This window comes from Streptomyces sp. NPDC025833, assembly GCF_055558055.1.
This window is the reverse complement of record NZ_JBVHNF010000041.1, coordinates 1-15,861: the sequence shown is the minus strand read 5'-3', so window position 1 is coordinate 15,861 and position 15,861 is coordinate 1. Positions and strand designations below refer to the sequence as shown.

The following is a 15,861-nucleotide window of genomic DNA, read 5'->3' as shown; positions in this document are numbered from 1 at the left end:
CGCGACGTACAACGTGCCGATGGCGCTGCGCCTGACGGGCGAACTCGACCTCACCGCACTGCGCGGGGCACTCGGCGACCTGGTGGCACGGCACGAGAGCCTGCGCACCGTCTTCCCCGAGCACGACGGCACCCCGTACCAGCACGTCCTGGACAGCGCCGACGCGCGGCCCGTGGTCGAGGTGGTGGAGCTGGACGCGACGGCGCTGGACGCGGCGCTGACCCGGGCGGTCGGCCACGCCTTCGAGCCGGCGACGGAGATCCCGCTGCGGGTGACGCTGTTCGTCCTCGGCCCGGACGAGCACGTGCTGCTGCTGCTCGCCCATCACATCGCGAGCGACGGCTGGTCCACCGACCCGCTGGCCCAGGACCTGTCGGTGGCCTACGCGGCGCGCCGCGCGGGCCGGGCCCCGCAGTGGGAGCCGCTGCCGGTGCAGTACGCCGACTACACGCTGTGGCAGCGCGAGGTGCTCGGCGAGGAGAGCGACCCCGAGAGTGTCATCTCCCGGCAGATCGAGCACTGGCGCACCACCCTGGCCGGCCTGCCCGAACAGCTCCAGCTCCCCACCGACCGGCCCCGGCCGGCGGTGGCGGGCTACCGGGGCGAGGACGTCGACTTCGCCTGGGACGCCGAGCTGCACGAGGGGATCGCGCGGCTGGCCCGGGAGCACCAGGTCACCGTGTTCATGGTGCTGCACGCCGCGCTGTCGGCCCTGCTGACCCGGCTCGGCGCGGGCACCGACATCCCGATCGGCACGCCGGTCGCGGGACGCACGGACACCGCGCTGGACGACCTCGTCGGGTTCTTCGTCAACACCCTCGTCCTGCGCACCGACACCTCCGGCGACCCCACCTTCACCGAACTCCTCGGCCGGGTGCGGGAGACGGACCTCGCCGCCTACGCCCACCAGGACGTGCCCTTCGAGCGGCTCGTGGAGATCGTCAACCCCACCCGGTCGCTCTCCCACCACCCGCTCTTCCAGGTGATGCTGGTGCTGGCGAACAAGGTCGAGGGCGACTTCGCGATGGAGGGGCTGGCCGTCTCCGACGCCGAGTTCGACGCCTTCGCGGCCAAGTTCGACCTGACCTTCCACATGGGTGAGCGGCACGGCGAGGACGGCCGGCCGGCCGGGATCTCGGGTGCGCTGGAGTTCGCCACCGACCTGTTCGACCGGTCCACCGCGCGGGAGCTGGCGGCCCGCTGGGAGCGGCTGCTGCGGTCGGTGGTGGCCGACCCGTCCCGGCCGGTCGGCGAGGCGGACCTGCTCTCGCCGCGGGAGCGGTCGCGGGTCCTCACGGAGTGGAACGACACCGCCCGGGACGTGCCGCGGGAGCCGCTGCCCGAGCTGCTCGCGGCGCAGGCCGCCCGCACGCCGGACGCCGTCGCCGTCGAGGACGGCACGGTCGCGCTGACCTACCGCGACCTCGACGCGCGGGCCAACCGGCTGGCGCACGAGCTGATCGCGCGGGGCGTCGGCCCGGAGCGGTGCGTCGCGATCGGGCTGCCCCGCTCGGCGGAGCTGGTCGTCGCGGTCGTCGCCGTCCTGAAGGCGGGCGCCGCCTACCTGCCGGTCGACCCGGGCTACCCGGCGGACCGGGTGGCGTACATGCTGGACGACGCGGCGCCCGCGTGCCTGCTGACCGACGCCCGGACGGCGGCGGTGCTGCCGGACACCGGGGCCGTGCCGCGGCTGCTCCTCGACGAGCCCGGGACCGCCGCCGCCCTGCGCGGGCGGCCGGACCGCGCGCCCACGGACGCCGACCGGGTCACCGCGCTGCGGCCGGCCCACCCTGCGTACGTCATCTACACCTCCGGGTCCACCGGCCGGCCCAAGGGCGTCGTCATGCCGGGCGGGGCGCTGGTGAACCTGCTGTCCTGGCACCGCGGGTCCGTCCCGGGCGGGGTGGGGCGCCGGGTCGCGCAGTTCACGGCCGTCAGCTTCGACGTGTCGGTGCAGGAGATCCTGTCGGCGCTGCTGCACGGCAGCACCCTGGTCGTGCCCGACGACGACGTGCGCCGGGACCCGGCGGCGTTCGCGCGCTGGCTGGCCGAGCGGCGGGTGAACGAGCTGTACGCGCCGAACCTGGTCATCGGGGCGGTGAGCGAGGAGGCGGTGGCGCAGGGCCTGGACCTGCCGGAGCTGACCGACATCGCGCAGGCCGGTGAGGCGCTGGTGCTCGGCGAGGCGCTGCGCGCGCTGGCCGGGCGGCACCCGCGCCGCCTGCACAACCACTACGGGCCCACCGAGACGCACGCGGCCACCTCGTACACCTTCCCCGGCGAGGCCGCCGGCTGGCCGGGGACGGCCCCGGTGGGCCGGCCGATCTGGAACGCCCGGGTGTACGTGCTGGACGAGCGGCTGCGGCCGGTCCCGGCCGGGGTGCCGGGCGAGCTGTACGTGGCGGGCGCCCAGCTCGCCCGCGGCTACCTGGACCGGCCGGGGCTGACGGCGCAGCGGTTCACCGCCGACCCGTTCGGTCCCGCCGGGACCCGCATGTACCGCACGGGCGACCTGGCCCGGTGGCGCGGGGACGGGGAGCTGGAGTACCTGGGCCGCGCCGACGACCAGGTCAAGCTGCGCGGATTCCGGATCGAGCCCGGCGAGATCAGCGGTGTGCTGGCGGCCCGTGCGGACGTGCGCGCCGCGGTGGTCGTGGTGCGCGAGGACCGGCCCGGCGACCAGCGGCTGGTGGCCTACGTGGTGCCGGCCGACGGCGCCGCCCCGGACGCCGCCGACCTGCGGGCGCACGCGGCGGGCAGGCTGCCCGACCACATGGTGCCGTCCGCGTTCGTCGTGCTGGCGGCGCTGCCGCTGACGCCGAACGGGAAGCTGGACCGGCGCGCGCTGCCGGTTCCGGACGCCGCGGCCGCGGTGTCGTCCCGGCAGCCGAGGAACCCCGGCGAGGAGAGCCTGTGCGCGATCTTCGCGAAGGTGCTGGGGCTGCCCCGGGTCGGCATCGACGACAGCTTCTTCGACCTCGGCGGGCACTCCCTGCTGGCGACGAAGCTGGTCAACCAGGTCCGCGCGGAGCTGGGCGTCGAACTGCCCATCCGCGCCGTGTTCGAGGCACCCACGGTGGCCGCGCTGGACGCGCACGTCACCGGTGCGAGGAAGAAGAGAGTCCGGCCGGCCCTGCGGCCGATGCCGAGGTCGGGGGAGTGAGCATGATTCCGCTGTCGTTCGCCCAGCGGCGCCTGTGGTTCCTTCAGCAGTTCGAGGGTCCCAGCGCCACCTACAACCTGCCCCTGCGGCTGCGGCTGACCGGGGAACTGGACGTCGAGGCCCTGCGCGGCGCCGTCCGTGACGTGATGGAGCGGCACGAGAGCCTGCGGACGGTGTTCCCGGAGCAGGACGGCACGCCGTACCAGCGGATCCTGCCGGCCGACGAGGCCCGGTCCGAGGTCGAGCTGGTGCGCACCGACCGGGAGCGGCTCGACGGGCTGCTCGCGGCGGCGGCCCGGCACGCCTTCGACCTGACGGCCCAGGTGCCGGTCCGCACCTGGCTGTTCGAACTGGCGCCGAGCGAGCACGTGCTGCTGCTGCTCGTGCACCACGTGGCGGCCGACGGCGGTTCGCTCGCGCCGCTGACGCGGGACCTGTCGGTGGCGTACGCGGCCCGCAGCCGGGGCGGCGCCCCCCGGTGGGAGCCGCTGCCGGTGCAGTACGCCGACTACACGCTGTGGCAGCGGGAGGTGCTCGGCGAGGAGGACGACCCGGACAGCCTGATCAGCGAGCAGGTCGCCTACTGGCGCGAGCGGCTGGCGGGACTGCCGGACCAGCTCGAACTGCCCGCCGACCGGCCCCGGCCGGCCGTCGCCGGGTACCGGGGCGACGCGGTCGGCGTGCTCTGGGACGCGGAGCTGCACGAGGGGGTCACCCGGCTGGCGCGGGAGCACCGGTCGAGCGTGTTCATGGTGCTCCAGGCCGCCCTGGCGGCGCTGCTGACCCGGCTCGGCGCGGGCACCGACATCCCGATCGGCACCCCGGTCGCGGGCCGCACCGACGACGCGCTGGACGACCTCGTCGGGTTCTTCGTCAACACGCTGGTGCTGCGCACCGACACCTCCGGCGACCCGTCCTTCACCGAGCTGCTGGAGCGGGTGCGGGAGACGGACCTCGCCGCCTACGCCCACCAGGACGTGCCCTTCGAACGGCTCGTGGAGATCGTCAACCCGATCCGGTCGATGGCCCGCCACCCGCTGTTCCAGGTCCTGCTGGTGCTCCAGAACAACGCCGGGGCGGACCTGGAGCTGCCGGGGCTGCGGACCGAGCTGGACGGCGTCGGCACCGGGGTGTCCAAGTTCGACCTGTCCTTCGAACTGGAGGAGCGGTTCGGGGTCGGGGGCCGCTGCGAGGGCATCGCCGTCGACGTGGAGTTCGCCGCAGAGCTGTTCGACCCGGAGACGGTGACCGCGCTCGCCACGCGGCTGGAGCGGCTGCTGCGCGCGGCCGTCGCGGACCCGGCGCGGCCGGTCGGGGAGCTCGCGGTGCTGTCCGCCGAGGAGCGGCGGCGGCAGCTCGTCACCTGGAACGACACCGCGTGCGAGGTGCCCGCCGAGACGCTGCCCCGGCTGTTCGAGGCGCGGGCCGCCGCCACGCCCGAGGCGGAGGCGGTGGTCTGCGGTGACGTACGGCTGTCGTACGGGGAGCTGAACGCGCGGGCCAACCGCCTGGCCCGGCGGCTGCTGGCCCGGGGCGTCGGGCCGGAGCGGTACGTCGCGGTGGCGCTGCCGCGCGGTCCGGAGCTGCCGGTGGCGCTGCTGGCCGTGGCCAAGACCGGCGCGGCCTACCTGCCGCTGGACCCGGAGTACCCCGCCGACCGGATCGCGTACGTGCTGGACGACGCGGCCCCCGTCTGCGTGGTCACCTCGGCCGGGCTCGCCGAGCGGCTGCCGGTCGACGCCGGCCGGCTGCTCCTGGCCGGCGAGGAGGACGGCCGGGCGGTGCCGGACGGGCTGTCCGGCACCGACCTCACGGAGGCCGAGTGCCCGGCGGGGGCCTCGGCGGCGAGTCCCGCGTACGTCATCTACACGTCCGGTTCGACCGGCCGCCCCAAGGGCGTCGTCGTCACCGCCGGGAACCTGGCCAACTTCCTCACGGCGATGGACCGGTGCGCCGGGCTCGCCGCCGGGGACCGGCTGCTCGCGGTGACCACCGTCGCCTTCGACATCGCCGGCCTGGAGCTGTACCTGCCGCTGGTGTCCGGCGCGACGGTGGTGCTGGCCACCGCGGCCGAGGTCCGGGACACCCGGCTGCTCGCCGGTCTGGTCCGCGCGTCCGGGGCGACCGTCATGCAGGCCACCCCGTCGCTGTGGCGCGCCCTGGTCGAGGAGGACCCGCAGGCGGTGCGCGGGCTGCGGGTCCTGGTCGGCGGCGAGGCGCTGCCCGCACCGCTGGCACACCGGCTGGCCGGGGCGGCGGCCGGTGTCACCAACCTGTACGGGCCGACGGAGACCACCATCTGGTCGGCGTCCGCCGCGGTGGGCGCGGACGGCACCCCGCCGATCGGCCGGCCGGTCGCCAACACCCGGGTGTACGTGCTGGACGCGGCGCTGCGTCCGGTGCCCGCGGGCGTGCCGGGCGAGCTGTACATCGCCGGCGAGGGCGTGGCGCGCGGCTACCGGGGGCGGCCGGACCTGACGGCCGGGCGGTTCGTCGCCGACCCGTACGGCGCGCCGGGCACCCGCATGTACCGCACCGGCGACCTGGTGAAGTGGCGGGCCGACGGGCAGCTCGAGTTCGTCGGCCGCGTCGACCACCAGGTGAAGGTGCGCGGCTTCCGCATCGAGCTGGGCGAGATCGAAGCCGCGCTGCTGGGCCACCCCGGGATCGGCCAGGCCGTGGTGACGGTCCGCGAGGACCGGCCCGGCGACCAGCGGCTCGTGGCGTACGCGGTGCCCCGTGCGGGCGAGGAGCGGCCGGCGCCGGACGAGCTGCGGCCATGGCTGGCGCGGACCCTGCCGGAGTACATGGTGCCGTCCGCGTTCGTGCTGCTGGACGCCTTCCCGCTGACCCCGAACGGCAAGCTGGACCGCGCCGCGCTGCCCGCGCCCGCCGCCGAGCGGGCCACCGGGGCGCAGCGTCCGCGCGGCCCCCGCGAGGAGCTGCTGTGCGGGCTGTTCGCCGAGGTGCTGGGGCTCGGCGAGGTCGGCGTCCACGACGACTTCTTCCGGCTGGGCGGCCACTCGCTGCTCGCCACCCGGCTGACCAGCCGGGTCCGCACCGCGCTCGGCGCGGAACTGGCGCTGCGGGACCTGTTCGAGGCGCCCACGCCGGCGGCGCTGGCCGGACGGCTGGACGGGGCGGGCGCGGCGCGCAGGGCACCGCTGCGGCCGGTGCGGCGGCCGGAGCTGGTCCCGCTGTCGTCCGCGCAGCGGCGGCTGTGGTTCCTGCACCAGTTGGAGGGGCCGAGCCCGACGTACAACATGCCGCTGGTGCTGCGGCTGTCGGGCGAGTTGGACGTGGCCGCGCTGCACGCCGCGCTCGCCGACCTGGTCGCCCGGCACGAGAGCCTGCGCACCGTGTTCCCGCAGCGGGACGGGACGCCGTACCAGGCGGTGCTGGACGGGGACGCGGCGCGCCCGGTGTTCGAGGTGGTCCGGTGCGCTCCGGGGGACCTGGAGGAGCGGGTGGCCGGGGCCGCGCGGTACGCCTTCGACCTGACGGCGGAGCCGCCGCTGCGCAGCGTGCTGTTCGAGACGGCGCCGGGCGAGCACGCCCTGCTCGTGCTGGCCCACCACATCGCCTGCGACGGCGCGTCCCTGGCGCCGCTCGCCGACGACCTGGCGGCGGCCTACACGGCCCGGCGGGCGGGACGGGCTCCGGAGTGGGAGGCGCTGCCCGCGCAGTACGCGGACTACACGCTGTGGCAGCGGGAGGCGCTCGGCGACGAGGCCGATCCGCACAGCCTGCTGTCGGGTCAGATCGCCCACTGGCGGGCGGCGCTGGCGGGCATCCCCGACCAGCTGGAGCTGCCCGCCGACCGGCCGCGACCGGCCGTCGCCGGGCACCGCGGAGACCGGATCGGCTTCGCCTGGGACGCCGGGCTGCACGCCGCGGTGGTGCGGTTGGCGCGGGAGCACCGGTGCAGCGTGTTCATGGTCCTCCAGGCCGGCCTCGCGGCCCTGCTGACCCGGCTCGGCGCGGGCACGGACATCCCGGTCGGCACCCCGGTCGCGGGCCGGGCCGACGAGGCGCTGGACCGGCTCGTCGGGTTCTTCGTGAACACGCTGGTGCTGCGCACCGACACCTCCGGCGATCCGACCTTCGCCGAGCTGCTCGCCCGGGTCCGGGAGACCGACCTGTCGGCCTACGCCCACCAGGACGTGCCCTTCGAGCGGCTGGTGGAGGTCGTCAACCCGGTCCGCTCGACGGCGCACCACCCGCTGTTCCAGGTGATGCTGATCCTCCAGAACACCGAGGAGGCGACCGTCCGGCTCCCCGGGCTCACGGTCGCCCTGGACGAGGCCGACACCGGGACCGCCCGGATGGACCTGGCGTTCAACATGGAGGAGCTGCACACCGGGGACCGGGCGCCCGCCGGTCTCACCGGCACCGTCGAGTTCGCCACGGACCTCTTCGACCCGGCCACCGCCCGGGAGCTGGCGGCCCGCCTGGAGCGGCTGCTGCGCTCCGCGGCGGCGGACGCCGGCCGGCGGCTCGGCGCGCTCGACGTGCTGTCCGCGCGGGAGCGGGAGCGGCTGCTCGTGGAGTGGAACGCCACCGGCCGCGGCACCCCGGCGGCGACACTGCCGGAGCTGTTCCAGGCGTGCGCGGCCCGCCACCCCGAGGCGCCGGCCGTGGAGCACGACGGACTGGTGCTGACGTACGCGGAGCTGAACCGGCGGGCCAACCGGCTCGCGCACCGCCTGATCGGGCACGGGGCGGGGCCGGAGCGGGTCGTCGCCCTGGCGTTGCCGCGCTCCGCCGACCTGGTGGTCGCCGTGCTGGCGGTCCTCAAGGCGGGCGCCGCCTACCTGCCCGTCGACCCCGGCTACCCCGCGGACCGGGTGGCGTACATGCTCGACGACGCCCGGCCCGCGCTGGTGGTCACGGACGAGGCCACCGCCGGGCGGCTCCCGCCCGCGGGGGTGCCGGTGCTGCGTGTGGCCGGGCCGGCCGGCGCGGACGGCCCGGAGCACGACCCGTCGGACGCCGACCGCACCTCGGCGCTGCTGCCCGGGCACCCGGCGTACGTCATCTACACGTCCGGGTCGACGGGCCGGCCCAAGGGCGTGGTGGTGGAGCACACCGGCATGGCGGGCTTCGCCGCGGACAAGATCGAGCGCTGCGGGGTCGCCGCGGGCGACCGGGTCTCGCAGTTCGCGTCGCCCAGTTTCGACGCGTCGGTGCTGGAGATGTGGCTGGCCCTGCTGTCCGGGGCGTGCCTGGTGATCCCGTCGGGCGGGCCGTTCGCCGGGGAGGCGCTCGCGGACGCCCTGCGGGAGCTGCGGATCAACCACATGCCGATCGCGGCGGCGGCGCTGGCGAGCATGCCGGAGACGGCGCTGCCCGAGCTGCGGTCGCTGGCCGTCGGCGGCGACTCCTTCACCGGCGAGGTGGTGGCGCGGTGGGCGCCGGGCCGCCGCATGTTCAACGGCTACGGGCCGACCGAGGCGACGGTGTGGGTGACGTCCAGCGGCGTCCTGTCCGAGCCGGTGGCCCCGCCGATCGGCCGCCCGGTCCGCGACTGCCGGGTGTACGTGCTGGACGAGGGGCTGCGCCCGGTCCCGGCGGGCGTGCCCGGCGAGCTGTACGTCGCCGGGGCGCAGCTCGCCCGCGGCTATCTGGCGCGGCCCGCGCTGACCGCGGAGCGGTTCGTCGCCGACCCGTACGGCGCACCGGGCACCCGCATGTACCGCACCGGCGACCTGGTGAAGTGGCGGGCCGACGGCGAGCTGGAGTTCCTCGGCCGGGTGGACCGGCAGGTGAAGGTGCGCGGCTTCCGGATCGAGCCGGGCGAGATCGAGAACGCGCTCGCCGCGCACCCGGCGGTGGCGCAGGCGGCGGTGGTGGTCCGGGAGGACCGGCCCGGCGACAAGCGGGTGGTGGCCTACGTGGTGCCGGCCGACGGCGCCGCCCCGGACGCCGCCGGTCTGCGGGCGCACGCGGCGGGGCGGCTGCCGGACTACATGGTGCCGGCCGCGTTCGCGGTGCTGGCGGCGCTGCCGCTGACGGCGAACAGCAAGCTGGACACGGCGGCCCTGCCGGTCCCGGACTTCACCGCCGAGGCGGAGGTGGCGCCGCCGCGCACGCCCCGCGAGGAGGCGCTGTGCCGGGTCTTCGAGGAGGTGCTGGGCCTGCCCCGGGTCGGCGTCGGCAGCAGCTTCTTCGAGCTGGGCGGTGACAGCATCCTGTCCATCCAGCTGATCTCCCGGGCCCGGGCGCACGGCCTGGCCCTCACCGCGCGGGACGTGTTCCGGCACCAGACGGTGGAGGCGCTGGCCGCGCACGCCGCGCGGGTGCCGGACGCGGTCGCCGCCGAGGACGCCGCGGACACCGCGGACGCCGTCGGCCCGCTGCCCCCGACCCCGATCATGCACTGGCTGCGGGAACTGGACGCGCCCGTCGACGGGTTCAACCAGTCGCTGGTGCTCCGGACGCCCGCGGACCTCGATCTGCCCGGCCTGACCGGGGCGGTGCAGGCGCTGCTCGACCACCACGACGCGCTGCGCCTGAAGGTGACGGCCGTACCGCCCGCGGAGGGGTCCGGGGCGCCGGTGTGGGAGGCGGAGGTGCTGCCCGCGGGCAAGATCGCCGCCGCGGACCACGTGCGGCGGGCCGACGCCCGGGGGCTGGCCGGGCCCGCGCTGGACGCGCTGATGGCACGGGAGGGCGCCCGCGCCCGGGACCGGCTGGCGCCGGGCGACGCCGCCATGGTGCAGGCCGTCTGGTTCGACGCGGGCCCGGGGGTGCCGGGGCGGCTGCTGCTGGTGCTGCACCACCTCGTCGTCGACGGGGTGTCCTGGCGGATCCTGCTGCCGGACCTGGTCGCCGCCTGGCACGCGGTGCGCGCCGGCGCGCCGGTGAGGCTGGAGCCCACCGGTACCTCGCTGCGGCGGTGGGCGCGGCACCTGGAGGAGGCGGCGCGCTCCCCCGAGCGGGTCGCCGAACTGGAGCTGTGGACGGACGTCCTCGGCACCCCGGAGCCGCTCCTCGGGGCGCGTCCGCTGGACCCGGCGCGGGACCTCGGCGCCGGTGTCCGGTCGCTCACCCTGACCCTGCCGGCCGCGGCCACGCACCCGCTGCTGACGTCCGTGCCGGGCGTCTTCCACGCCAAGGTCAACGACGTGCTGCTGAGCGGCCTGGCGGTGGCGGTCGGCGCCTGGCGGCGGCGCCGGGGCACGCCCGCGGGCCCGGTCCTGGTCGACCTGGAGGGCCACGGCCGCGAGGAGATCGTCCCCGGCACCGACCTGGCCCGCACGGTGGGCTGGTTCACCAGTCTGTACCCGGTGCGGCTCGACCCGGGCCGGCCCGACTGGGACGACGTGCTGGCGGGCGGCCCCGAGCTGAGCCGCGTGGTGAAGCTGATCAAGGAGCAGTTGCGGGCGCTGCCGGACAACGGCATGGGCTTCGGGCTGCTGCGCCACCTGAACCCGGACACCGCGCCCCGGCTGGCGGGGCACCCCGGGCCGCAGATCGGCTTCAACTACCTGGGCCGGATTGCGGCGTCGGAGGACGGCGCGGCCGGGGACTGGGACGTGGCGGCCGACGCGGAGACACCGGCGGGCCACGACCCGCGCATGCCGGTGACCCACGCGCTGGTCGTCAACGCGGTCACGGAGGACCACCCCGACGGCCCCCGGCTCACCGCCACCTGGAACTGGCCCGGCGGACTGCTGGCCGAGCCGGACGTGCGGGACCTCGCCGAGGGCTGGTTCGCGGCGCTGACCGCGCTGGTGGAGCACTCCGCGGCCCCGGACGCGGGCGGCCACACGCCGTCCGACCTCTCCCTGGTCTCGCTGAGCCAGGACGAAATCGACGACCTCGAAGCCGAATTGGAAATGCCGTGAAGACGAAGTCCGCACTCGAGGACGTCCTGCCGCTCGCGCCGCTGCAGGAAGGGTTCCTGTTCCACGCCCTGTACGACCGGGAGGCGCCCGACGTCTACCACGTCCAGCTGGTCCTGCGGATCGAGGGCGCCGTGGACGCGGGACTGCTGCGCAGGTCGGCCGGGGCGCTGCTGGCCCGGCACGCGAACCTGCGGGCGGGTTTCCGCACCCGCCGCAACGGCGGCTCGATCCAGGTGGTGCACCGCGCGGTGGAGCTGCCCTGGCGGGAGGCGGACCTGACCGGCGCCGGGGACGGGGCGGCGCGGGAGGCCGCGCTGGAGCGGCTGTGCGCGGCCGACCGGGCCGAGCGCTTCGACCTGGCCCGGCCGCCGCTGCTGCGGATGACGCTGGCCCGGCTCGGCGCGGACCGGTACGGCCTGGTCCTGACCTGCCACCACATCCTGGTCGACGGCTGGTCGACCCCGCTGCTGCTGGACGAGCTGTTCACCCTGTACGGGCGGGACGCCAGCCCCGCCGGGCTGCCCCCCGTCACCCCCTACCGGGACTACCTGGCGTGGCTGGCCCGGCAGGACGTGCCCGCCGCCGAACGGGCGTGGCGGCGGGCGCTGGACGGGGCCGGGGAGCCGACCCGGGTGGCGGGCCCGGCCGGCCCGGTGCCGGCGCTGCCGCGGCGCGTCCAGCGGGAGCTGCCGGAGGAGCTGACCGCGGAACTGACGGCGGTGGCGCGCGCCCGGCGGCTGACCATGAGCACCCTGGTGCAGGGCGCGTGGGCGGCCGTCCTGTCCCACCTGACCGGGCGGGACGACGTCGTCTTCGGGACGACCGTGTCGACGCGCCCGGCCGACCTGCCCGGCTCGGACGCGATGATCGGCCTGTTCATCAACACCGTCCCGGTCCGGGCCCGGCTGGACCCGGCACGGCCGCTGCTCGGCAACCTGGCGCGGTTCCAGGAGGAGCAGAGCGAGCTGCTCCCGCACCGGTTCCTGGGGCTGGCCCGGATCCAGCAACTGGCGGGCGCCGGCGACCTGTTCGACACCACCATGGTGTTCGAGAACTTCCCGGCCGGGGAGGACGGCGGGGACACCCCCGTCGCCGGGCTGCGGCTGACCGAGGTCGACGGCCGGGACGCCACGCACTACGCCCTCAACCTGGCGGCCGACCAGCTCGGCGGCCGGCTGACGCTGCGGCTCGACCACCGTCCCGATCTGTTCGGCGAGGCGACCGCGGACGCCGTCCTGGACCGGGTGGCCCGGCTGCTGGAGTCGATGGTCACGCTCCCGGACACCCCGCTGGGGCGGGTGCCGCTGGCCGGGGCCGGTGAACAGGCCGGGCCGGGCGTGGCGGGGCCCGTCCGGGAGGTCCCGGACACGCACCTCGTCGCCCTGTTCGAGGACCGGGCGGCCCGGACGCCGGACGCGACGGCGGTCGTCTCCGAGGACGGGTCCCTGACGTACGCGGAACTGAACGCCCGCGCGAACCGTCTCGCGCGGCTGCTGATCGAGCGGGGGGCGGGGCCGGAGCGGCTGGTGGCGCTGGCGCTGCCCCGCTCGGCCGAGCTGGTCGCCGCGGTCCTCGCCGTGCTGAAGAGCGGCGCCGGCTACCTGCCGCTGGACCCCGCTCACCCGGCGGACCGGATCGCCTTCGTCCTCGCCGACGCGGCGCCCGCCCTCGTCGTCACGGCGGTGGCGACGGACGGCGCGGCCGCCGGCACCCCGGTGCCGCGGCTGGTGCTGGACTCCCCGGAGACCCGTGCCGCGCTCGCCGGCCGGCCGGCCGGGAACCCGGCCGACACCGAGCGCACGGCCCCGCTGCTGCCCGCCCACCCCGTCTACACGATCTACACGTCCGGCTCCACGGGCCGCCCGAAGGGCGTGCGCGTCGAACACCGGGCGCTGGTGCACCACCTGGCGTGGATGGCCGACGCGTTCCCGCTCGGCCCCGAGGACACCGTCCTGGCCCGGACGTCCCCCGCGTTCGACGCGTCCGTGTGGGAGACCTGGCTGCCGCTGCTCACCGGGGCGACGGTCTGCGTCGCCCCCGACCGGACCGTGCGCGACCCGCGGCAGCTCCTGGCGTACCTCACCGAACACGGCGTGACCGTCGCCCAGTTCGTGCCCGCGCTGCTGACGGCCGTGGCGGACGCCGCCGACGAGGGCGAGCGGCTGCCGCTGCGGCACGTCTTCGCGGGCGGCGAACCGCTGCCGCCCGCGCTGGCGCGGCGCGTCGCCGACGCGTGGGGCGTCGCCGTGCACAACCTCTACGGCCCCACCGAGTGCACCGTGCAGGCCACGCACCACCATTTCGACCCGGCCCGCGACACGGCCGCGGTGCCCGTCGGCCGCCCGGTGTGGAACACCCGCGCCCTCGTCCTGGACGGCGCGCTGCGCCCGGTCCCGGACGGGGTGACCGGCGAGCTGTACCTCGCGGGCGCCCAGCTCGCCCGGGGTTACGCGGGCCGGCCCGGACCGACGGCGGAACGCTTCGTCGCCTGCCCGTCCGGCGCGCCCGGCGAGCGCATGTACCGCACGGGCGACCTGGTGCGGCGCGCCGCCGACGGACGGCTGGAGTTCGTCGGCCGCACCGACGACCAGGTCAAGATCCGCGGCTACCGGGTGGAGCCCGGTGAGATCGAGGCCGTCCTCGCCGCCGATCCGGCGGTCCGGGCGGCGGCGGTCGTCGTCCGCGAGGACCGGCCCGGCGACCGGCGCCTCGTCGCCTACCTCGTGACCGCCCCGGGCACCGACCCGGCGGGGCCGGCGGCCCGGGCGGCCACGGCACTGCCGGACTACATGGTGCCGTCGGCGTGGGTCCCGCTGGACGAGCTGCCGCTCACCCCGAACGGCAAGCTGGACCGGCGGGCACTGCCCGCGCCGGCCGCCGCGTCAACGGCCGGGACACGGCCGGGACGCGGCCCGCGCGGACCCCGCGAGGACATCCTGCGCGGCCTGTTCGCCGAGGTGCTCGGCGTGGAACGGGTCGCCGCCGACGACGACTTCTTCGCGCTGGGCGGGCACTCCCTGCTCGCCATGCGCCTGATCAGCCGGGTGCGGACCGTGCTCGGGGTCGAGCCGGCCGTCCGCGACCTGTTCGAGGCGCCCACGGCCGCCCGGCTGGCCGGGCGCCTCGACGGCGCCGCCCGGGCCCGCGCCGCCCTGACGCCCGTACCGCGGCCCGAGCGGGTCCCGCTCTCCGCCGCCCAGCGGCGCCTGTGGTTCCTGCACCAGTTGGAGGGCCCCAGTGCCACCTACAACGTGCCGATGCCGCTGCGGCTCTCCGGCGAACTGGACGTGCCGGCGCTGCGCGCGGCGGTCGGGGACCTGGTCGCCCGGCACGAGAGCCTGCGCACCGTCTTCCCCGAGGCGGACGGCACCCCGTACCAGCACGTCCTCGACGGCGAGGCCGCCCGGCCCGTCGTGGACGCCCTCGCCGTCGCCCCGGCGGACCTGGACGCGGCGGTGGCCCGGGCCGTCGGCCACACCTTCGACCTGACGCGTGATCTGCCGCTGCGCGCCGTGGTGTTCACCACCGCCCCCGACGACCACCTCGTCCTGCTGCTCGCCCACCACATCGTGAGCGACGGCGCGTCCCTGGCGCCGCTGGTCGGTGACCTGTCGGCGGCCTACACGGCCCGGCTCGCGGGCCGGGCCCCGGCGTGGGAGCCGCTGCCGGTGCAGTACGCCGACTACACCCTGTGGCAACGGGGCGTGCTCGGCGAGGAGAGCGACCCGGAGAGCGTCGTCTCCCGGCAGATCGAGCACTGGCGCACGGCGCTGGCGGGGCTGCCGGAGCAGCTCGAACTGCCGACGGACCGGCCGCGCCCGGCCGAGGCCAGCCACCGCGGCGAGACGGTCCCGCTGTCCCTCGACGCCGAGACCCACCGGGGCCTGACCCGCCTGGCACGCGACCACCAGTCGAGCGCCTTCATGGTGGTGCAGGCGGGTATCGCCGCCCTGCTCACTCGGCTCGGCGCGGGCACCGACATCCCCATCGGCACGCCGGTCGCGGGACGCACGGACACCGCGCTGGACGATCTCGTCGGCTTCTTCGTCAACACCCTCGTCCTGCGCACCGACACCTCCGGCGACCCCACCTTCACCGAACTCCTCGGCCGGGTGCGGGAGACGGACCTCGCCGCCTACGCCCACCAGGACCTGCCGTTCGAACGGCTCGTGGAGATCGTCGCCCCGGCCCGTTCGCTGTCCCACCACCCGCTCTTCCAGGTCATCCTGACGTTCCAGAACAGCGGTGACGTCGACGTCGACCTGCCCGGGCTCACCGTGCGGGAGCACCCGCTGGAGGCGGCGTCGGCCAAGTTCGACCTGTCCTTCGCCCTGGAGGAGCAGGTCGACGACACGGGTGCGCCGGCCGGTATGAGCGGTTCGGTCGAGTTCGCGACGGACCTCTTCGACCGGGACACCGCCGTCGCGGTCGCCGAGCGACTGGAACGCCTGCTGCGCGCGGTCGCCGAGGACCCGTCCCAGCCCTTGAGCAGCCTGGAGATCCTGTCCGACGACGAGCGCGACCGGTTGCTCGGGGAGCGGGACGACACCGCACACACCGTCCCGGACGCCACCCTGCCCGACCTGTTCGAGGCCCAGACGGCCCGGACCCCGCAGGCCATCGCCGTCCAGCACGAAGACGTCACCCTCACCTACGCGGAACTGAACACCCGCGCCAACCGGCTCGCACACCACCTCATCGGCCAAGGAGTCGGCCCCGAGCAGTACGTCGCCCTCGCCCTGCCCCGGTCGGCCGATCTGGTCGTCGCCGTCCTCGCCGTCCTCAAAGCAGGCGCCGCCTACCTCCCCATCGACCCGGACTACCCCGCCGACCGCATCACCTACATGC

3 protein-coding genes are annotated in these 15,861 nt (G+C 76.3%); all 3 read left to right on the top strand.

The features are described from left to right. Nucleotides 1–3,163 (top strand): non-ribosomal peptide synthetase (locus ACZ4K2_RS36440; protein WP_467770014.1); only part of this gene is annotated, 3,163 nt, incomplete at its 5' end. A gap of 2 nt (nt 3,164–3,165) precedes the next feature. Further along, on the top strand, nt 3,166–11,013 hold the full coding sequence (locus tag ACZ4K2_RS36435) for an amino acid adenylation domain-containing protein (protein WP_467480845.1): 7,848 nt from the start codon (nt 3,166–3,168) through the stop codon (nt 11,011–11,013). Then, nucleotides 11,010–15,861 (top strand): amino acid adenylation domain-containing protein (locus tag ACZ4K2_RS36430; protein WP_467480843.1); only part of this gene is annotated, 4,852 nt, incomplete at its 3' end. The genes ACZ4K2_RS36435 and ACZ4K2_RS36430, both read left to right, overlap by 4 nt.